Origin of the sequence: Acidocella aromatica, assembly GCF_014201825.1 — a bacterium.
In the GTDB taxonomy this organism is placed as follows: domain Bacteria; phylum Pseudomonadota; class Alphaproteobacteria; order Acetobacterales; family Acetobacteraceae; genus Acidocella; species Acidocella aromatica.
This window is the reverse complement of record NZ_JACHFJ010000002.1, coordinates 383,911-402,840: the sequence shown is the minus strand read 5'-3', so window position 1 is coordinate 402,840 and position 18,930 is coordinate 383,911. Positions and strand designations below refer to the sequence as shown.

The window sequence follows — 18,930 nt, the reverse complement described above, 5'->3', positions numbered from 1 at the left end:
CACAAGCCTATTAATGGCGGAAATGCCGCATGCCGGTGAACACCATGGCGATGCCCGCCTTGTCGGCAGCCTCGATCACGTCCTTATCGCGGATCGAGCCGCCCGGCTGGATCACGCAGCTCGCCCCGGCGGCGATCGCCGCTTCCAGACCGTCGGCGAAGGGGAAGAACGCGTCGGACGCCACGGCGCAGCCGGTGAAGTCAAGGTTGGCCGCCTTGCCGCGCCAAGCGGCGATGCGGGCGCTGTCCACGCGGTTCATCTGCCCGGCGCCGACACCCAGCGTGGCGCGGTTCTTGGCGTAGACGATGGCGTTGGACTTCACATGCTTGGCCACGCGGAAGGCGAAGAGCATGTCGTCGATCTCAGCCGCTGTGGGGGCGCGCTGGGTGACGATTTGCAGCACCTCGGCGGTCACGCGCCCGGCATCGCGGGTTTGCAGCAGGAAGCCGCCGGCGAGCGACTTGAAGGTGACGCCAGCCTCGGCCGGGTCGGGCAGGCCGCCGGTGGTGAGCAGGCGCAGGTTCTTCTTGGCGGCCAGCACGGCCTTGGCGGCGTCGGTCGCGTCCGGGGCGATGATCACCTCGGTGAAGATGGCGGAGATCTTGGCGGCGGTCTCCTCGTCCAGCGTGCGGTTCACGGCCACGATGCCGCCAAAGGCGGAAACCGGGTCGCAGGCCAGGGCGTCATCCCAGGCGGCGGCCAGGGACTCGGCGCTCGCCACGCCGCAGGGATTGGCGTGCTTCACGATCACCACGGTCGGGGCGTCGAACTCGGCGACGCACTCGAAGGCGGCGTCGGTGTCGTTGAAGTTGTTGTAGGAGAGTTCCTTGCCCTGGTGCTGGGTGGCGGTGGCCACGCCGTAGCGCGCGGGGGTGGATGTGTAGAAGGCCGCCGACTGGTGCGGGTTCTCGCCGTAGCGTAGCTCCTGCTTCTTGGTCCCGGCGAAGCTGAACTTCTCGGGGTATTCCACGCCGTTCTGGGTGGCGAACCAGCCGGAGATGGCGGAGTCGTAAGCCGCAGTGCGGGCATAGGCGGCGGCGGCGAGCGAACGGCGGGTGACGAGGGTGGTGCCGCCAAGTGTGGCCAGCTCGTGCAGCACGGCTGCGTAATGCTGCGGCTCTGTCAGCACGGCCACGCTCTCATGGTTCTTGGCCGCCGAGCGGATCATCGCCGGGCCGCCAATGTCGATATTCTCGATGCAATCCTCGAACGCGGCTCCACGGGCGACGGTGGCCTCGAAGGGGTAGAGGTTCACGGCCACGAGGTCGATGGGCTCGATCTTATGCTCTTCCATCTGTGCCACATGCTCGGGCACGGTGCGGCGGCCCAGAATGCCGCCATGCACCTGCGGCACCAGCGTCTTCACGCGGCCCTCGAGGATCTCGGGGAAGCCGGTATGCTCGGAGACTTCGGTGACCGGGATGCCCGCCTCGCGCAGCGCCTTGGCGGAGCCGCCAGTGGAGAGGATTTTTACGCCGTGCGCTTCCAGCGCGCGGCCGAATTCGATCAGGCCGGTCTTGTCGGAAACGGAGATAAGGGCGGTACGGATTTTGACGATGTCAGACACGAGGGGCGACTCCGGTTTGTTCAGCGAAGATATGCCCAGGCGCGCGGCTTTCTGCTCCCATGCTTCCCGAGGGTTCCCCCTCCTTAACGCCAGTCACATGGGATGAGGCGGCGTTTGGCATGGCGGGGGCGGGGATGCAAGGCGGCGCCTTAGTTTCCCGCGGGCACCGCCGACACTGCGTTCGCAGGGGAGCCATGCAGAAGCTTGGTGCTGATGAGCACATAGACCAGCGTGTTGGTCTGGCGGTCCACCATGCGGGTGATGATAAAGTGCTTGAACAGTAGCGAGGCGGAGATGGAGCCCATCTGCTCCTGGTCCGGCAGATCGGCCGGGATGCTCACCGGCCCGTGTTTGATGCAGTTGAGCGCGAACTGGCTTGGGTCCTCCGCCACGCCCACGCTGCCCGCCACGCCGCCGGTCTGCGCGAAGGAGGCATAGCACGAGACATTGGCCACCTTCGGGTCGTCGAAGCGCTGGACCAGCACTTTGTCGTTGGAGCCGAACAGGCGGAAATTGGTGTTCACCGCGCCGATCTCCTCGCTGCTGCGCCCGCCGAACGGGCCAAAGACGAAGAGCAGGAACAGGATCAGGATGATCGCGATGGCGGCACCCAGGCTGACGAGGAACTTTTTCATGCGGCACTCCGTGAGGGAACGAGGCTGTCATACACCTTCAGCGTGGCGGCGCAGATGATGGCATCGGAAAAATTCTCCTCCACCCGCCGCCGTCCGGCGGCCCCCATGCGCGCGCGCAGCTCCGGGCTGGCAATCAGCCGCTCCAGCGCCGCGGCGAGGGCGTCCGGTGCGCGGGGCGGCACGAGATAGCCAGTCTCGCCATCCACCACCGCCTCGCGGCAACCGGGGATGTTGGTTGCCACCACGGGCTTGCCTGAGGACATCGCCTCCAGCACCGCCTTGGGCAGGCCCTCGCGGTAAGTGGAGGGCAGGCAGAAGACGTGCACGCTCGCCAGAAGGGCGGCGACATCAGCCACCGGCCCCAGCCAGCGTACCACGCCCTCGGCCTCGAAACCGCGCAGTTCGGCTTCGGTGAGGCTGTCCGGGTTGCCTGCATCCGGCGCGCCCGCGAGCAGGAACTCGGCTTTGCCGCACAGTAACCGCGCCGCCGCGACGAAATCGGGGATGCCTTTCTCGCGGATCATCCGGGCGGCGAGCAGGATGCGCACTGGGGCAGGCGGTTCAGGGGTGGGGGTGAATTTGGCCGTGTCCACCCCGGCGCCGCGGATCACCAGCGTGGCCTCGGGCGGCACCAGTCCGGCGTTCGCTAGCACATCCCGGTCGTCGGGGTTCTCGAAGATGACCACGCCATGGTGCGGCGCCAGCGTGGCGCGCAAGGCGAGCCGCACCAGCGGACGCAGCACGCGGGCGAGTAACTTGTGCGAGGAAAACACGAAGCCCAGCCCGATGGGGGCGTTGATGACGCTCCTCACCCCCGCCAGCCTTGCCGCCAGCCCGCCAAGGATAATCGGCTTGAGCGCGATGTGATGCACGAGGTCCGGCCTGATCCGCCGATACAGCTGGGCGAGTTGCCACGCCACGGCCAGCTCCTTGAAAGGGTTGAGGCGGCGGCGGTTGAGAGCGGCGGGATAGAATTCGATGCCCGAAGCCTCGATCCGCCGCGCCGCCTCGCTCTCCCGCGCGATCAGCACCACCCGCCATCCGGCCTGTTTGGCCGCCAGCCCGCGCGCCCAGAAATGTGAGGCGAAGAACCAGTCCTCCATGAGTATAAAGACCAGGGTGCGGGGAGCGGCAGGCATGATCGGGGTTTAGAGCAAAGTCGGACGCCAGCCAAACAACTGTTTTTATAAGACAACGACATCCCTCCCGGCTATTCTGCCGCCGGATGGCTTGGAGAGACGTTCATGAAGCGTATTATGTTATTGTCGGTTCTCGCGCTGGTGGGCTGTGCGCACGGGCATGTGCAAACCACGGAAACGCTGGCCACGGGCGCGCTGCCGCCACCGGCCGAGGTCGTCGTTACCGATTTTGTGGTCTCTCCCAACGAAGTGACGCTCGACACCAGCCCGCCCGCCGAGCGCGCGGCAGCACAACAAGGGCTATCGGAGGCGGCGCGGCGAGCGCAGGCGGCGCAGGATGCGCAGCAGGCGTTGGCCGAGGAACTGACCGCGAAACTCCAGGGCTACGGTCTGCACACGCTCCGCGAACCCGCGAGCATGGCGCAGCCGCACGGCGTGCTGGTGGTGCGAGGGCGCATATTATCGGTGGACCAGGGGAACAAGCGGCGCCGTTTGCTGCTGGGCCTGGGGGCGGGCAAGAGCAGCGTGACGGCCAGCACCGAGCTTTATTACGTCAACGATCCGGGGAACCCCGAGCTGCTCCAAACCTTCGCCGGTAGCGCCGATAGCGGTCAGATGCCCGGCGCGGCGGAGACGATGGGGGTGGGGGCGGCGGCGGGAACGCTGGCGACCGCAGGAGCCACAACCGCCGCGACCCATGGCAGCAGCGTGCTGCGCGGGAGCGATGAGGCAATGAATGCTGGGCATCTTGCGGACGCGCTGGCCAAGCAGATCGCCGATTATGCGGTGGCCAAGGGCTGGCTGCCCGCCTCGGCCGTGCAATAATCAGATGTCGTTGATGCCGTCGCGCCTGGCCTGCCAGCGCCAGGAATCGCGGCACATATCCTCTACGTTCAGCTTCGCCTTCCAGCCAAAGGTGGCCTCCGCCAAAGCCGGGTTGGCGTAATAGGAGGCGACATCGCCCGGGCGGCGTGGGGCGATGACCAGTGGGATTTCCCGCCCCGTGGCGGTCTCGAAGGCTTTCACCAGTTGCAGCACGGAGGTGCCGTCGCCGGTGCCGAGATTGACGGTGAGCGAGACATCATTCGCGCAAATATGCTCCAGCGCCAGGGCATGGGCCTCGGCGAGGTCCATGACGTGGATGTAATCGCGCACGCCGGTGCCGTCGGGCGTGTCGTAGTCGTTGCCGAACACGTTGAGATGCGGGCGCTGGCCGGTGGCCACCTGCGTCACGTAGGGCATCAGATTGTTGGGCACGCCGCGCGGGGTTTCACCGATCACGGCGCTCGGATGCGCCCCCACGGGGTTGAAATAGCGCAGATTGGCGGCGGCCTTCAGCTTGCCGGTGCGGGCGAGGTCGCGGATCAGATCCTCCATCACCAGCTTGGTACGGCCATAGATGTTCTCCACCCGCGTCGGCGCGTCCTCCAATATGGGCGAGCTGTCCGGCTGGCCATACACGGTGGCCGAGGAGGAGAACACGATGCGCGCCACCCCGGCCTCCTGCATGGCTTGCAGGAGGCGGATCGTGCCGATGATATTCATGTCGTAATACAGCAGCGGGTCGGCCTCGGATTCGCCCACCGCCTTCAGCGCCGCGAAATGGATTACCGCGTCCACCGGATGCGCCCTCAGCGCCGCGCTCACCGCCGCCGTGTCGCGGATATCGGCCTCGATGACCGGCATTTGTTGCCCGGTGAGTTTGACGAGGCGCTCGGGCACGTCGCGTTCGGCATTGGCGAAATTGTCGAGAATGACGACCTGGTGCCCGCGCGCGGCCAGGACCGCCGCCGTATGCGAGCCGATATAGCCGGCTCCGCCCGTCAACAATACGCGCATGGTGTCAGATCCTTGTGATGGTCCATTTCACGTGCTGCGGCCCGTCCTGATGCCCGGCGAGCACGATCTGCTCGGCCCGGCGCGGCTCTGACTGGCCGAAATACACGCTTTCCTCGATGCGGATGGGAACGTCCTCGGTCCGCAGGCGGAAGCCCAGCCCGCCCGGCGTGCGCAGCAGCACGGCCTCGTTGTCCTGCTGCAGGCTGGCGGTGACGTTGGGGTGCAGATGGAAGCGGATGGTGAAGGGCTGCGGGCTCTTGGCCTCGATCAGATCTTCCCCCTGCAACTCGTCCCCGGTTTCGGTGAGCACCAGGCGGCGGTGATGAGTGGCCCCGAACAGCTTGCCCCAGCCGTCATGATTGGCTTCGACCCAGTGTGCCCCGCCGTAATCCTGCCGGGAGGCGTGCACATGCGCCGGGCGGCGGCCGAGGCCGGTCTCGCGCACTTCGGCGGAGGAGACGTCGGCGATGGTGAGGGTGGAATGCGCCGCCGTGCCGCGAAGCGCCGCCGACCATTCGCCAAGCAGCGCCGGGGCGGCGCCGCAGTTCACGATGATACGCTCCTTGCCATAGGAGAACTCGAAGCCCAGCGTGCCGGCATGGGCGAAGCGGTCCAGCCCCGGGGCGGCGGGCGGCCCGGCATCGATGAACAGCAGCGATTTGGCGGCGGCGATGCGGTACAGCCCGCAGGCGGAAAGCTGTGCCAGCGCGCCGCGCGCGCGCCCGGCCTGGGCGAGCACAAGGTCGATGAGGCTGGGCAGCTCCTCCTTGGCGCCGTTTAAGAGCGCCAGCCCCCCATCGCCGTGGCGCAGGCTCCGCATGGCGGCGGCGGCGCGGTCTATGGTGGTGAGGAGCTCCGGCGGTGGCGGCACATTGGCCACCTGCAGCAAGGCGCGCAGTTCGGTCAGATCCTGCAACGCGGCCAGATGTGCCGCCGGGCTGCGCTCGACATGGCAGCCATCGGCGAAGAACTGGCGGGCCAGCTCGGGCGGCAGGAATTTCAGCACGCGCTGCAGGAAGGGCACATGCTCCGGCATGGCGATGGAGGCGGCGGCCAGCCCCTTGAGTGCGGTCAGCGCCCGCTGGTCCAGCAACTCGGGCGGCAGCGCGGCGGCGAGGTTGCGGGCATCCTGCACCAGACGGTGCATCAGCCGCTGGCGAAAATCGTCATCGGCCGAGGCGGCGAAAAAATCGTAATGTCCAAGCCAAGCGGCGAGGCGCGCGCCGGTGATGTCCGGCGTGTTGGCGCGGGCGTCCAGCGGGTGGGTGTCCATGAAATCGGAGACCAAAGCGCGGGCGCGGGAGCGGGCGGCGTCGGTGCCCAAAGCGCGCAGGTCGCGCAGCCAAGTAAAGCCGTGCAGATGCGCGCGCAGCAGTGGCGTGGCATTCACGGCCACGAAGATGTCCGCCGGCATGGCCAGCACGGCACCGCCGAAATCCAACTCGGCCTTGACCAGCCGCGCCCCCCGGCGTGGATCGCCCGGCCAGGGGTCGCGCAGGCTGAGCGCCGGGGCATCCGGCGCCTGGGTGGTGCGCAGGTTCTGCAACCGGCTCAGCAGGCCGCGCGCCTGCCGCCCGAAGTTGTTGGGGCGCTTGCCGCTCTCGCTCATCCGCCGCTGACCAGGGGGGCTTGTACCGGACGGGGGCCGGTGGCGCGAAGCGCTGCGATGGCGGCGGCGTAGTCCGGCGCGCCGTACACGGCGGTTCCGGCAATCAGGCAGTCAGCCCCGGCTTCCAGCACCAGCGGCGCGGTCTTGGGCGTGATGCCGCCGTCGATTTGCAAGACGATGTCTCGCCCGGTCTCGTCGATCATCTCGCGCAGGCGGGCGATTTTAGGCAGTTGCGAGGCCAGGAAGGCCTGCCCGCCGAAGCCGGGGTTCACGGTCATCACCATGATGATGTCGGCCAGGTCGAGTACGTTCTCAACCGTCTGCACCGGGGTGGCGGGGTTGAGCACCACGCCCGCCTTTTTGCCGAGCGAGCGGATGAGCTGGAGCGTGCGGTGCAGATGCGGCCCCGATTCGGGGTGGACGGAGATGTTGTCCGCCCCGGCCTCGGCGAAGGCGACGATATACGGGTCGGCGGGCGCGATCATCAGATGCACGTCCATGGGCATCGTGGTGTGCTGGCGCAGTGCTTTCACCACCAACGGGCCGAAGGTGATGTTGGGCACGAAATGCCCGTCCATCACGTCCAGATGCAGCCAGTCCGCCCCGGCCTGTTCCACGGCGCGGGTTTCCTCGCCCAGCCGCGCGAAATCAGCGGCGAGGAGGGAAGGGGCGATGAGCGTACGATTCGGGGCTGTGGTCATGGTGCGTGTTTGTAACCAAGCCCCGGGGCAAACCACAAGCGGGTTCGCGCGCTATGCGTCGCGGTAAGCCGGATCAAGCTCCCGCGCCAAACATGGCGGGGAGGCGCATTCCACCTCTTCCTCCGCCTTGTGCGCCGAGGGTTTCACCAACCGGGCGATGAAGAAGCCGTCCATGCCCATACCGGGATGGGTGCGGACATCGCCCTGGGGCGTTACCGCCTCGGGCAGCGCGGGCAGGGAGAGCGGTTCTCGCTTCAGGCCGAGCCGGGTGCAGGCGGCGTCGATTCGCGCAGCCCCTTCCTCGGGTTGCAGGGAGCATACGGCGTAGATCAGTCTTCCGCCGGGGGCGAGCATTTCAGCCGCCGCATCCAGCAGCTTGTCTTGCAGGGCGGTCACGGAGGCAAAATCCATGGGCTTGCGCAGGTGCAAGAGCTCAGGGTGGCGGCGCGCGGTGCCGGTGGCGCTGCACGGGGCGTCCAGCAATATGGCTGGGAATGGTTCCGCCGGGCGCCATTTGCGGGCATCGGCCACAATTGTCTCCGCCGCCAGGTTGAGGCGCTTGAGGTTGCCGGTGAGCGTGGCCATGCGGGATTTGTCACGCTCCACGGCGGTGACGCGCGCGCCCAGAGCGGCGAGCTGCGCGGTCTTGCCGCCCGGGGCGGCGCAGAGATCGAGCACGCGCTCGCCGGGCTTGGGGGCGAGTAGCTTGGCGGGCAGGGCGGCGGCGGCGTCCTGCACCCAGACCTTGCCTTCGGCAAAGCCGGGGAGCTCGGCCACGGGCGTGCCGGCGGGAAAGCGGAAGGAGCCGGTGGGCAGGGGCTCGCCGCCCTCGGGTGTGAAGCCGGGCATGGCGGAGACATCCAGCGGCGCCTCATGCGCGTGCGCCTCGGCGATGGCCCGCGCATCCTTGCCCCAGGCGCTCCAGGCCCAGGCAGGGGTGTCCAGGCGCGGCATGTCCAGCTCTTCCAGCTCGGCCGCGCCATGCGCCACCACCTTGCGCAGCACGGCGTTGATCAGCCCGGCGAAGGGTTCCAGCTTTTTGCTGCGCGCCAGATCGACCGCCGTGCCCACGGCGGCATGGGGCGGAGTTTCCAGGAACAGGAAGGCGGCGGCACCCAGGCGCAATATGTTGCGCACGGCGGGCGGCGGCTCGCGGCGCAGGAAGGGCTCCAGCACCGCGTCCAGCGTGCCGGCATGGCGCAGCACGCAGGCGGCCAGGCGGTGCGCGGCGGCACGGTCGCGCGGTTCGATGGCGGGCAGGGCATCCAGTGCGGCATCCAGCAGGGAATGGCGCGTGAGCACCGCTTGCAGCAGGGAAAAGGCGGCGTCTCTGGTGGGATCGGACATTATAAATTCTACTCTGGAGGCGTTTTTCTGTAGTTGCGAGTGCGCGCCAACGGGCTCACATAACCGGTGTTCAAAAAACACCACCATGCGGCTCCCCAGAGCGAATTTCCAAACAATTTTTGAGGCTTCATGGTGGAGCTGAGGGGAATCGAACCCCTGACCTCGTCATTGCGAACGACGCGCTCTACCAACTGAGCTACAGCCCCGGCCGTGAACATTGTTCAGGGTCCATGTGGGGGCGGCGTTTCGCGCATCTTGAGAGAGAAGTCAACATTGCCAGCGCAAAGTTCCACCGGTACTTACGGGCCGCGCGCATTTTTTGAGGCAAACCATGATTTCCGCGATCTTCTGGCTGGCGGGTGAGCTGATCCACCTGATGATCCTCGCCATCATCGCCGCTGCGGTGATGAGCATTCTCATAGCTTTCGGCGTGGCAAATCCGCGTAACCAGATCGTCTATTCGGTGGCGGATTTCCTGAACAAGCTCACCGAGCCGGTGCTGCGCCCGATTCGGCGCTTCCTGCCGTATCTGGGCAATGTCGATATCTCGCCGGTGGTGGCGATTCTGCTGCTCCAGGCACTGCAGATGGTGCTTGCGGATATTTACGGGCGGCTCGCAATGGCGGGGATGGCTTTCTAGCCGTCCGGCCGTAATTAGAATATAAACGACCCAGGGAGCCCCAATTTGCAAAAGATCATTGTTGCCATCGTCGTAACGGCGCGGCGCAACGCGGCCTTGGTCGTGGTGGCGTTTTTGCTGCTGGCCGGGTTTGGGCTTTGGTACAGCGCCAAGCATCTGGGCATGGACACGGATACCGACAACCTGTTCGCCAAGGAGCTGCCGTGGCGCCAGGCGGATATCCGCGAGAGCAAGAATTTCCCGCAATTCGACAAGCTGATCGTGGCCGTGGTGCGCGCCGCCACGCCGGAGGAAGCCACCGAGACCGCCGCGGCGCTGAACGCGGCGCTGAATGCGGACAAGGCCAATTTTCTCGATTCGAGCTATCCCAGCGGTTCGCCGTTTTACTCGCGCGAGGGCCTGCTGCTGCTGCCTCCCAAGGGGCTGGCGGAGCTGCTGAACGCCATCGTCGCCGCGCAGCCTTTCCTTGGCCAGCTCGCGGCGGACCCTTCGGCGCGCGGGCTGTTCACCGGTATGGGGCTGATCGCCCAGGGCGTGCAGGCGGGGGCGGATATCTCCCCCTATGCCGAGGCGTTGGCCGGGGTGGGGCGCAATCTCCAGGCCGCGGCCGACGGTCATCCGGTGCCGCTCTCCTGGCAGTCGCTGATCATGGATGGCACGGCCGGGCAGCGCGACGCCGAATTTGTGCTGATGCACCCCAAGCTCGACCAAAGCTCCCTGCAGCCGGGAGGCGCCGCCACGGCGGCGCTGCGGCGGATTGCCGCCAACCTGCCGGACGTGAAAGCCGGCCGCGCCACCGTTGACTATACGGGGCAGATCCCGCTCTCCGACGAGCAATTCGCCTCGCTGACCAAGGGGATGGTGCTTGGTGGCATCATCTCCGTGGTGCTCATCGCGCTCTGGCTTTATTTGGCGCTGCGCACCTGGCGGCTGATCGTGCCAATCCTGCTCACGCTGCTGCTCGGGCTGGCGCTCACCGTTTTTTACGCCGCCGTGTTCGTGAAGGTGATGAACCTGATCTCCGTGGCCTTCGCCATATTGTTCATTGGCTTGGCGGTGGATTTCGGCATCCAGTACTGCGTGCGGTTGCGCGATATCCGGCACAACACGCCGGACCCGGAAGTCGCCGTGCCGGAGACCGCGCGTCAGGCCGGGGCGCAGATCGCGCTTGCGGCCACGGCCACGGCCTGTGGCTTCTTCGCCTTCGCGCCCACCGATTTCGTCGGCGTGGCGGAGCTGGGGAAGATCGCCGGGGCGGGCATGTTCATCGCCTTCTTCTGTACCATCACCTTCCTGCCCGCCGTGCTGCGCCTGTTCAAACCCAAGGCGGAGCTGGCCCCCGTATGGCTGCCGGGTGGCGCGGCCATGGACAATATCCTGCTCAAGCACCGGCGCGTGGTGGTGGCGGGGTTCGTGCTGGCGGCGCTGGCGGGTGGGTTTGCCATCGGCCGCGTTGGGTTCGACGCGAACCCGTTGGACACCAAGGACCCGAACACGGAGAGCATGCGCACGATTCGCACGCTGCTGGCGGACCCCGCGACCAATCCGTTCTATGCGGATGTGCTGGCGCCAAATCTCGACGGCGCACGGGAGCTTTCCAAGAAGCTGAGTGCCCTTCCAGAAGTGGCTGAGGTGCTCTCCGGTGCTACTTTTGTGCCCGAGGAGCAGGACCAGAAGCTGGCCATGCTGGCTCAGGCGCAGACCATCCTGGCGCCGACGCTGCTGGCGGCCGCCACCCCGCCCAAGCCGGTCTCGGTGGAGGATATCCGTGCCTCCATGGCCAAGACGCATGACGCCATCATGGCCGTGGCGGACAAGCTGCCCAAGACCTCGCCGCTGCTGGGCATTGCCGCCACGCTGGCGCAGCTCCAGGGCGAGAGCGATGAGCGGGTAATAGCGATGAACGCGGCGGTGACACGCTTCCTGCCGCTGGAACTGACTCGCCTGAGCGAGAGCCTGAACGCGCAGCCGATAACGGTGCAGAGCCTGCCGCCAGAGGTGGCGCGGGACTGGTTCCTGCCTGATGGCCGGGTGCGGGTGGAGGCGCTGCCCTCCGCCGCGGCGCAGACGACCAAGGGGCTGAGGCATTTCGTCAAGGCCGTGCTGGCCATCGCGCCTGATGCGGGCGGCCCGGCGGTTTCCACCGTCGCCACCGCGGCGACGATCCTAGGCTCCTTCCGCGAGGCCGCGATCCTGGCTTTTGCCGCCATCGCCATCATCTTGGCGCTGGTGTTCCGCAATATCCGCGATACCGCGCTGGTGCTGGCCACGCTCGCCCTCTCGGCGCTGCTCACCGGGCTGTTCGCCTGGGTGGTGGGGCTGCATATCAACTACGCCAACATCATCGCGCTGCCGCTGCTGCTGGGCGTGGGCGTGTCGTTCAACGTGTATTTCGTGATGAATTTCCGCGCCGGGGTGCGCCGCTTCCTCGCCTCATCCACGGCGAACGCGGTGCTGTTCTCGGCGCTCACAACGGGCACGGCGTTCGGGGCGTTGGCCTTCTCGGGTGACCGCGGCACGGCTAGCATGGGCGATCTGCTGCTGTTGAGCCTTCTGGCGGTGTTGGTGGCGACCTTCGTCTTCCTGCCCGCGCTGCTCTACGTGCTGGAAGAGGATGCTGGACAAGCGTAGCTTCTCGCTCTCGGGCCACCGCACCTCGGTGGCGCTGGAGCCGGAATTCTGGGCCGCGCTGGGCGAGATCGCCCAGGCGGCGGGCGAGCCGCTTTCGGCGCTCATCACGCGCATCGACGCGAAAAGGGCGGAGGGCCAACCATTGGCCTCCGCCCTGCGCGTATTTGCTTTGAAAGAAAAGTTATAGAAGTTTTTGGGCGCCGCCTTTTTTAAAAAGGCGGCGTTTTCGCAGCTTTTTGAAAAAGCTGCACCAAAAACTTCTATTAATTAGCCGCGCAGCGTGGCGCCGGCTTTCTTGCCCACTTCGGCCACGATCTTGGCGCATACGGTCTCGATCTCGGCATCCGTCAGGCTCTTCTCGCTGGGTTGCAGCGTCACCGCGATGGCCAGGGAGACCTGCCCTTCCGGCACGCCCTTGCCCTGGTAACGGTCGAACAGCACCGCGTTGGCGATGAGGTTGCGTTCCGCCCCCTTGGCGGCGCGCAGCACCGTCTCGGCCGGGGTGGTCTCCGGCACCAGGAAGGCGAAGTCGCGCCGCAGCGGCTGGAAGGGCGGCAAAGCCGGGGCCGTTTTCTTGCGGCGCTTGGGCTCGGGGATGGCGTCGAGGAAGATCTCGAACGCAACGCTGCCCACCGGCAGGTCGAGCTTGGCGCACAGGCTGGGGTGCAGCGCGCCGAACCGGGCCAGCAGGGTCTTCGGCCCCTGGCGCAGCTCGCCGCTCTGGCCCGGATGGTAGAAGCCGGCGCTGCCCACGGAGGTCGTCACCGCGTCCATCGGCACGCCCAGCGCCGAGAGCACCGCCAGCGCGTCAGCCTTGGCGTCCAGCGCGTCGTAACGGCGGCTGGGGGCGAGGGCGGAGAGAGGTGTCTCTCCCACGCGCAAGCCGGCGGCGACCAGCGTCTGGCTGCGGTCCTCGGCATAGGCCGGGCCGATCTCGAACAGCCCGAACTCACCGAAGCCGCGCGCCACGTTGCGCGCCGCTGCCTGGGAGAGCGTCACCAGCGGGGTGGGACGCATCTGGTTGAGGTCGGCGGCGATGGGGTTGGCCAGACGCAGCCCCTCCGGAGTTTCGCCGAACAGGGCGCAGGTCGCGTCGTCGGCGAAGGAGAAGGTGACGCATTCCAGCAGCCCCCGTACCGCCAAAGCCCGGCGGGCCAGAGCCGTGCGCGTCTGTTTGGCGGTGAGGATGGGGGCGGGGATGACGCTCTCGGTACGCAGGGAGACCGGCGCGATGGCGTCCAGCCCCTTCAGGCGCAGCACTTCCTCGATCAGATCCACCTCGGGCTCGATCTCGGCGGCCCCCTCGGCGGCGGCCTGAGCACCCGGCAGGTCCGGGGCTTGGTCCAGCGATTGCGGCTGCGCCACGTCGTTGCGCCAGCTCGGCACGGCCACGGTCACGGAGGTCTCGTCCTCGGCCCGCACGGCAAAGCCCAGCCGCTCCAGCGAGGCCACGGCTTCGGCGGGGGAGATGTCCGAGCCGCCAAAGCTGCGGATGCGCTCAAAGCGCAGCTTGGCTTCGCGGGTCCATTCCGGGCGGCTGCCTGCTTCGGTGATCTCGCTCGCCTCGCCGCCGCAGAGTTTCAGCACCAGATCGGTGGCGGCATCCAGGGCCTCGGGGAGGAGCTGGCTGTCGATCCCGCGTTCGAAGCGCTGGCGGGCGTCGGAGAAGATGCCGGTGCGCTGGCCGGTCTGCGCGATCCGCACACGGTCGAACAGCGCGCATTCGATGAACACCTCGGTGGTGGACTCGTCGCAGCCGGTGGTCTCGCCGCCGGTGATGCCAGCCAGAGACTGCGCGCCCGCCGCGTCGGCGATCACGCAATCCTCAGCGCCGGGCTTGATCTCCTTGCCATGCAGGCCAAGGAAGGCGTCGCCCTCCTGGCCCCGGCGCAGGGTCAGCGCGTTGCCGGAGAGTTTCGCAACATCAAACACATGCAGAGGGCGGCCGAGATCGAAGGTGAAGAAATTGGTGATGTCCACCAGCGTGTTGATTGGGCGCAGGCCGATGCTCTCCAGGCGCTGCTTTAGCCAGTCCGGGCTCTGCCCGTTCTTCACGCCGCGCACGGTGCGGCCCAGCACCCAGGGGGCGGCCTCGGGGAATTCATTCTTCCAGGTAACGGCGGAGGCGCCGGAGGCCGCGATGGCGGGGGCGGTGAAGGGCTTCAGCTTGCCCAGCCCGGCGGCGGCGAGGTCGCGCGCAATGCCGCGCACGGCCAGGCAGTCGCCCCGGTTGGGGGTGATGGCGATCTCGATGATCGGCTCATCCAGCCCGACCCATTTGGCGTAGGTCTCGCCAACCCGCGCGTCCTCGGGCAGCTCGATGATGCCGTCGGCATCGCCCTCCAGCCCCAGTTCGCGGAAACTGGTTAGCATACCCTCGGATTTCTGCCCGCGGATTTCGCCGATCTTGATGGTGATGCCAGCGCCGGGGACATAAGCGCCGGGCGGGGCCATCACCACTTTCAAGCCAGTGCGGGCATTGGGCGCGCCGCACACGATGGTAACCTCGCCCGCGCCCGTGTTGACGCGGCAGACTTGCAGCTTGTCGGCATTCGGGTGTCGGGTGGCCTCGACGATCTGGGCGATGACGAAGGGCTTCAGCGTCTCGGCCTTGTTCTCAACACCTTCGACCTCGAGCCCGATGGCGGAGAGGGTGGTGGTGATTTCATCCAGCGAGGCGTCGGTATCCAGCCAAGTCTTGAGCCAGGAGAGGGAGAATTTCATGGGTCAGATACCCTCGTGCAGCGTGGCGGGGGAGAGCGGCGAGAAGCCGTAATGGCGCAGCCAGCGCACATCGCTCTCGTAGAACAGGCGCAGATCGTTGATGCCGTGTTTGAGCATGGTGATGCGCTCCAGCCCGACGCCGAAGGCGAAGCCCTGGTAGCGGCGCGGGTCGATGCCGCAATTGGCCAGCACGTTGGGGTGGACCATGCCGGAACCGCCGATCTCCAGCCAATCCGTGCCGCCGCCGATCTCGCCGGTTTTCTTGTTCCAGCCGATATCCACCTCCATCGAAGGCTCGGTGAACGGGAAGTAGCTGGTGCGCAGGCGCACGGGCAGGTTCGGCACGCCGAAGAAGGCGGAGAGGAAGTCCGACAGGCAGCCCTTCAGATGCCCAAGCGTGATGCCCTCCTCGATCACCAGCCCTTCGCATTGGTGGAACATGGGGGAATGGGTGGCGTCGTGGTCGGCGCGGAAGGTGCGGCCGGGGACGATGATGCGGATGGGCGGCGGTTCGCTCAGCATGGTGCGCACCTGCACCGGGGATGTGTGGGTGCGCAGGACTTCGCCGCCGGTCAGGTAGAACGTGTCCATCATCGCCCGCGCGGGATGGTGCGAGGGGATGTTGAGGGCGGAGAAGTTGTTCCAGTCGTTCTCGATGTCCGGGCCGTCCTTGATGGCGAAGCCCATGGCGCCGAAGATCGCGGCGATCTCCTCCACGGTCCGGCTGATCGGGTGGATGGTGCCCAGGGGCTCCGGGCGGGGCGGCTGGGTCACGTCGATCCGCTCGGCGGCGAGTCTCGCGGCCAAGGCGGCTTCGTCCAGCGTTGCGCGCCGCGCGGAAATTGCGTCCGTGATCTGCGTTTTCAGCAGGTTAATACCCGCTCCAGCGGCCTTTCTGGCCTCCGGATCCATGCCGCCGAGCGACTTTAACAGCATTGTCACGGAGCCGCTTTTACCCAGCAGGGAGACCCGCAGAGCCTCCAGACCATCGGCGTCGGCGGTGCCGATTTCGCCCAGGGCACGATCCAGCAGAGTCTTCAAATCATCGCCTAACATCAACATTCATCCCAGTTTCCGGGGGGAGGGCAGACATGGCTCGGGGCGAATTGTCAAGCACCCCCGGCCGGTGTGCACATACCCTCGCGCGCCGGGGCAGTGTTACAAAATATCAACAGCCTATAAGAAAATATGGAAGGGCTGATAAACCGATTGAGAATACGTCAAATGCCCCCATGCGGTGCTTGACCCTTGGCGGCGGAGAAGAGTATGGCCGCAGGGGTAGGCGCAATCAAAGCGGTTGCGCAACCTTACAAGACTTAATTTGCTCATCCACTACGGACAGGGATCGGTTAAAATCATGAAAATCAAAGCTCTGGGCGCTTTTGCCGGCCTTGCCCTGCTGGCAGCCTGCTCCTCCAACAACGCCAACACTGCTGCCACTGGTGGCACTGGCGCCGAGGCTACTGGTCCGGCTCCCGGCAGCGAGCAAGACCTGGTCGCCAACGTTGGTGATCGCGTGTTCTTCGCGTTCGACAAGTCCAACCTCTCCGACGACGCCAACGCCACCCTCGGCAAGCAGTCCGCTTGGCTCGCGAAGTACCCCTCCGTGAACGTGCTGGTCGCGGGTAACGCCGACGAGCGCGGCACCGAGACCTACAACCTCGCGCTGGCCAAGAAGCGTGCTGACCATGCCCGCGACTACCTGGTTGCCCAGGGCGTGGCCGCCACCCGCATCCAGACCATCTCCTACGGCAAGGACTGCCCGGTTGCCGCTGGCAATGACGAGTCTGCCTACCAGCAGAACCGTAACGCCATCACCTCCGTGGTTGGCTTCAACCCGCAGAACTGCAAGTAATTCTCTCCGCCGCCCCGGTGTGAACCGGGTGGCGTGAAAATTACGACCGGCGGCGCCCCAAAAGGTGCCGCCGGTTTTGTTTTTGGGGGGCGCAGGTTATACCGGCAGCATGTTGAACCCCTTGTCCGGAAGCCTCATGCGCCAGAAACTTCTCGCCCTTGCCACTGTTGCCGCGTTGCTGCCGCTCGCCCAGGCGCGGGCGCAGTCCATGGTTCAGAGCCAAGAGGGCATCGCCCTGCAGAACGAGATTGACCAGCTACAGTCTCAGCTGCAGCAATTGCAGGCCAATGGCGGCAATGGCAGCTCGGCGCTGGCGGGCTCCTCGTCTCCGCCGCCCGCCAGCAGCGGCGGCGGCAGCCAGGACCAGGGCGGCATGGTGGCGAACCTGCTCACCCAGGTGCAGCAGTTGCAGCAGCAGGTGCAGGACCTCAGCGGCAAGGTGGACGAGCTGCAGAACCAGGTGAACACGCAGCACGATGCCACCGAGAAGGAGATCGGCGACCTCAAGTTCCAAATGGGCAGCGGCGGCGGTGCGGGGGCTGCGGCAGGCGCCGCGGCAGCTGGTGCGGCGCCAACCCTGGCGGCTCCGGCACAGAGCAGCGCCCCGGTGGCGCCCGCTCCCCAGGCGGCGGCCTCGGCCAATCCGCGCGAGGCGCTGAAGGCGGCCGAGGCGGCTTATACCAAGCATGACTACGCCACCGCGCAGTCTCTGGCGCAGGGCATCGTGACCCAGAACAAGCAGGCGCCGGAAGCTTACCGTGCGCAGTATCTCGTGGCGCAGTCGCTGTCGGCGCAGGGTAAGGCGCAGAGTGCTGCTATCGCCTTCGACAGTACCTACAACATGAACCGCAGCGGCACCTACGCGCCTCAATCGCTGCTCGGCCTGGCCAGTAGCTTGAGCGCCATTGGCCAGACCGAGGCGGCCTGCGACACCATCGCTTCCCTCAACAGCCAGTTCCCCACGCCGCCCGCGGGGATGCAGCCGCGCATCGATGCGGTGAGCAAAAGGGCGCATTGCCAGTAAGGCACGTATTTACCGAGGCGCTGGCGCAGCTCGGGCCGTTTGGGGCTGAACCACGCTTTGCCGTGGCCGTCTCCGGTGGGGCGGACAGCACCGCACTGGCGCTGCTGGCGCATGAATTTTGCGCCGCCCGTGGTGGGCATGTGCTGGCGCTGATTGTCGACCACGGCTTGCGCGCCGATTCGGCGGCAGAGGCGGTGGTTACCGCCCGGCGGTTGGAAGCGCGAGGCATTGCCGCGCATGTTCTTACCCTTTCCGGTCTGCCGCGCGATGCCGGGTTGCAGGAAGCCGCTCGCGCCGCTCGGTACGTGGCTCTGGCCCAGGCCGCGTTCGCTGCGGGGTATTTGCATCTGCTGCTCGGCCACCATGCGGCGGATCAGGCGGAGACGGTGGCGATGCGCGCCCGGCGCGGCCCTGGCGGGGCAGAGGGGATGGCCGCCTGGAGCGCGCGCAATCAGGTGCTGCTGTTGCGTCCTCTGCTGGGCGTGCAGCCTGGGGCGTTGCGGGACTATCTGCGCCAGCAGGGTATGGATTGGGTCGAGGACCCCTCCAACCAGGCGGATAAATTCGAGCGTGTGCGCATCCGCCAAGCCGGGCAGGGGCTGCCGCCCATGGGTGCTGAGGCGCGTGCGGCGCGGGAGATGGAGGATGCGGCGTTCCTGGCCCGGCATGCGCAAATCCACCCCGAGGGGTTCGCTCTGCTGGACGCTGGATCAGCCCCGCCCAGCGCGCTGGGGGCGCTGATCCGTACCTTGAGCGGCACGCTCTACCCGCCGCGCCAAGAGCGGGTGGCGGCGCTGGCGGGTAGGCTTCGGCCCGCCACGCTGGGAGGAGTGAGACTCCTCCCAGCTGGTAGGCTTGGTCCCGGCTGGCTGCTGGCGCGTGAGTCCGCCGCGTGCGCCCCGGCTGTGACAGCCATTCAGGGCGCGCGCTGGGATGGGCGGTTCACTCTGCTGGCCGAACCTGGGGGGGGGGACAACCTGGGCGCGTTGGGTGTGGACGCAGAAAAATTTCGAAGATATAACGATTTGCCGTCCGTGGTGTTGCGCGCCATGCCGGCATTGCGGGGGGCTGATGGTAACATTCGGTTTCCCGTTCCTGTCTGGTTTTCGCCTGCCGTGCCGGTTACAGCCTACCCGTTTACCGCGTATGGCCAATTTATTTGTGCAGATATGGGAAAACGGTGCAGAATACCCATCTAGTGGCCATGGGAGCCTGTGTA

At 66.7% G+C, this 18,930-nt stretch carries 16 protein-coding genes, 1 tRNA gene and 1 riboswitch; of the genes, 7 read left to right on the top strand and 10 right to left on the bottom strand.

Annotation, left to right across the window (positions count from 1 at the left end):
• Window positions 1-10: 10 nt before the first annotated feature.
• From purH to HNP71_RS04475, 3 genes are all read right to left on the bottom strand, one after another.
• Complete coding sequence (gene purH, locus HNP71_RS04485; RefSeq protein ID WP_183265663.1) at window positions 11-1,567, bottom strand: bifunctional phosphoribosylaminoimidazolecarboxamide formyltransferase/IMP cyclohydrolase; 1,557 nt, start codon at window positions 1,565-1,567, stop codon at window positions 11-13.
• A gap of 26 nt (window positions 1,568-1,593) precedes the next feature.
• A riboswitch (ZMP/ZTP riboswitch) is annotated at window positions 1,594-1,674 on the bottom strand.
• Between the two features lie 42 nt (window positions 1,675-1,716).
• Window positions 1,717-2,202, bottom strand: coding sequence for a CreA family protein (locus HNP71_RS04480; RefSeq protein ID WP_183265662.1), 486 nt, complete (start codon window positions 2,200-2,202; stop codon window positions 1,717-1,719).
• Window positions 2,199-3,341, bottom strand: coding sequence for a glycosyltransferase family 4 protein (locus HNP71_RS04475; RefSeq protein WP_183265661.1), 1,143 nt, complete (start codon window positions 3,339-3,341; stop codon window positions 2,199-2,201). The genes HNP71_RS04480 and HNP71_RS04475 overlap by 4 nt, the downstream gene beginning before the upstream one ends.
• 105 nt (window positions 3,342-3,446) lie before the next feature.
• Here HNP71_RS04475 and HNP71_RS04470 point away from each other — a divergent pair, with 105 nt between their 5' ends.
• Window positions 3,447-4,166: a DUF4410 domain-containing protein gene (locus tag HNP71_RS04470; protein ID WP_183265660.1), complete on the top strand. Its 720-nt coding sequence runs from the start codon at window positions 3,447-3,449 to the stop codon at window positions 4,164-4,166.
• Here HNP71_RS04470 and galE read toward each other — a convergent pair whose 3' ends face one another.
• The 5 genes from galE to HNP71_RS04445 form a co-directional block, all read right to left on the bottom strand.
• Window positions 4,167-5,180 carry a UDP-glucose 4-epimerase GalE gene (gene galE, locus HNP71_RS04465; protein ID WP_183265659.1) on the bottom strand — a complete coding sequence of 338 codons (1,014 nt, stop codon included), beginning with the start codon at window positions 5,178-5,180 and terminating at the stop codon, window positions 4,167-4,169. It abuts the gene before it with no gap.
• Window positions 5,181-5,184: 4 nt separating this feature from the next.
• Entirely contained in the window at window positions 5,185-6,789 is a 1,605-nt protein-coding gene (locus tag HNP71_RS04460; protein ID WP_183265658.1) for a heparinase II/III family protein, read from the bottom strand.
• Window positions 6,786-7,490 carry a ribulose-phosphate 3-epimerase gene (gene rpe / locus HNP71_RS04455; protein WP_183265657.1) on the bottom strand — a complete coding sequence of 235 codons (705 nt, stop codon included), beginning with the start codon at window positions 7,488-7,490 and terminating at the stop codon, window positions 6,786-6,788. The genes HNP71_RS04460 and rpe overlap by 4 nt, the downstream gene beginning before the upstream one ends.
• 51 nt (window positions 7,491-7,541) lie before the next feature.
• On the bottom strand, window positions 7,542-8,837 hold the full coding sequence (locus HNP71_RS04450) for a transcription antitermination factor NusB (RefSeq protein ID WP_183265656.1): 1,296 nt from the start codon (window positions 8,835-8,837) through the stop codon (window positions 7,542-7,544).
• Window positions 8,838-8,967: 130 nt separating this feature from the next.
• Window positions 8,968-9,043, bottom strand: a tRNA-Ala gene (locus HNP71_RS04445).
• A 125-nt stretch (window positions 9,044-9,168) separates the two neighbouring features.
• Between HNP71_RS04445 and HNP71_RS04440 the strand changes: the two genes are divergently transcribed.
• Genes HNP71_RS04440 through HNP71_RS04430 form a run of 3 tightly spaced genes read left to right on the top strand, consistent with a single transcriptional unit; the run spans window position 9,169 to window position 12,295 of the window.
• Window positions 9,169-9,477, top strand: coding sequence for a YggT family protein (locus tag HNP71_RS04440; protein ID WP_183265655.1), 309 nt, complete (start codon window positions 9,169-9,171; stop codon window positions 9,475-9,477).
• A gap of 45 nt (window positions 9,478-9,522) precedes the next feature.
• A complete protein-coding gene (locus HNP71_RS04435) occupies window positions 9,523-12,108 on the top strand; it encodes an MMPL family transporter (protein ID WP_183265654.1) in 2,586 nt (861 codons plus the stop codon).
• Window positions 12,092-12,295, top strand: coding sequence for a ribbon-helix-helix domain-containing protein (locus tag HNP71_RS04430; protein ID WP_183265653.1), 204 nt, complete (start codon window positions 12,092-12,094; stop codon window positions 12,293-12,295). The genes HNP71_RS04435 and HNP71_RS04430 overlap by 17 nt, the downstream gene beginning before the upstream one ends.
• An 80-nt stretch (window positions 12,296-12,375) precedes the next feature.
• On the opposite strand, the gene pheT is transcribed toward HNP71_RS04430, so the two are convergent.
• A complete protein-coding gene (gene pheT, locus HNP71_RS04425) occupies window positions 12,376-14,832 on the bottom strand; it encodes a phenylalanine--tRNA ligase subunit beta (protein WP_183265652.1) in 2,457 nt (818 codons plus the stop codon).
• Between the two features lie 3 nt (window positions 14,833-14,835).
• On the bottom strand, window positions 14,836-15,888 hold the full coding sequence (locus HNP71_RS04420; protein ID WP_183265712.1) for a phenylalanine--tRNA ligase subunit alpha: 1,053 nt from the start codon (window positions 15,886-15,888) through the stop codon (window positions 14,836-14,838).
• 301 nt (window positions 15,889-16,189) lie between these two features.
• Here HNP71_RS04420 and HNP71_RS04415 point away from each other — a divergent pair, with 301 nt between their 5' ends.
• The 3 genes from HNP71_RS04415 (at window position 16,190) to tilS (ending at window position 18,910) form a co-directional block, all read left to right on the top strand.
• Complete coding sequence (locus HNP71_RS04415; protein ID WP_183265651.1) at window positions 16,190-16,687, top strand: OmpA family protein; 498 nt, start codon at window positions 16,190-16,192, stop codon at window positions 16,685-16,687.
• 136 nt (window positions 16,688-16,823) lie between these two features.
• Complete coding sequence (locus HNP71_RS04410) at window positions 16,824-17,711, top strand: tetratricopeptide repeat protein (protein WP_183265650.1); 888 nt, start codon at window positions 16,824-16,826, stop codon at window positions 17,709-17,711.
• Window positions 17,702-18,910: a tRNA lysidine(34) synthetase TilS gene (tilS, locus tag HNP71_RS04405; RefSeq protein WP_183265649.1), complete on the top strand. Its 1,209-nt coding sequence runs from the start codon at window positions 17,702-17,704 to the stop codon at window positions 18,908-18,910. The genes HNP71_RS04410 and tilS overlap by 10 nt, the downstream gene beginning before the upstream one ends.
• The last annotated feature ends 20 nt before the right edge of the window (window positions 18,911-18,930 follow it).

What these genes read in the sequence shown, in the direction of transcription:
- pheT (WP_183265652.1), bottom strand. Translation starts at nt 14,832, where the DNA reads ATGAAATTCTCCCTCTCCTGGCTCAAGACTTGGCTGGATACCGACGCC.
- HNP71_RS04440 (WP_183265655.1), top strand. Translation starts at nt 9,169, where the DNA reads ATGATTTCCGCGATCTTCTGGCTGGCGGGTGAGCTGATCCACCTGATG.
- HNP71_RS04470 (WP_183265660.1), top strand. Translation starts at nt 3,447, where the DNA reads ATGAAGCGTATTATGTTATTGTCGGTTCTCGCGCTGGTGGGCTGTGCG.
- HNP71_RS04460 (WP_183265658.1), bottom strand. Translation starts at nt 6,789, where the DNA reads ATGAGCGAGAGCGGCAAGCGCCCCAACAACTTCGGGCGGCAGGCGCGC.
- HNP71_RS04475 (WP_183265661.1), bottom strand. Translation starts at nt 3,341, where the DNA reads ATGCCTGCCGCTCCCCGCACCCTGGTCTTTATACTCATGGAGGACTGG.
- HNP71_RS04420 (WP_183265712.1), bottom strand. Translation starts at nt 15,888, where the DNA reads ATGTTAGGCGATGATTTGAAGACTCTGCTGGATCGTGCCCTGGGCGAA.
- HNP71_RS04480 (WP_183265662.1), bottom strand. Translation starts at nt 2,202, where the DNA reads ATGAAAAAGTTCCTCGTCAGCCTGGGTGCCGCCATCGCGATCATCCTG.
- HNP71_RS04430 (WP_183265653.1), top strand. Translation starts at nt 12,092, where the DNA reads ATGCTGGACAAGCGTAGCTTCTCGCTCTCGGGCCACCGCACCTCGGTG.
- HNP71_RS04450 (WP_183265656.1), bottom strand. Translation starts at nt 8,837, where the DNA reads ATGTCCGATCCCACCAGAGACGCCGCCTTTTCCCTGCTGCAAGCGGTG.
- rpe (WP_183265657.1), bottom strand. Translation starts at nt 7,490, where the DNA reads ATGACCACAGCCCCGAATCGTACGCTCATCGCCCCTTCCCTCCTCGCC.
- HNP71_RS04415 (WP_183265651.1), top strand. Translation starts at nt 16,190, where the DNA reads ATGAAAATCAAAGCTCTGGGCGCTTTTGCCGGCCTTGCCCTGCTGGCA.
- galE (WP_183265659.1), bottom strand. Translation starts at nt 5,180, where the DNA reads ATGCGCGTATTGTTGACGGGCGGAGCCGGCTATATCGGCTCGCATACG.
- HNP71_RS04410 (WP_183265650.1), top strand. Translation starts at nt 16,824, where the DNA reads ATGCGCCAGAAACTTCTCGCCCTTGCCACTGTTGCCGCGTTGCTGCCG.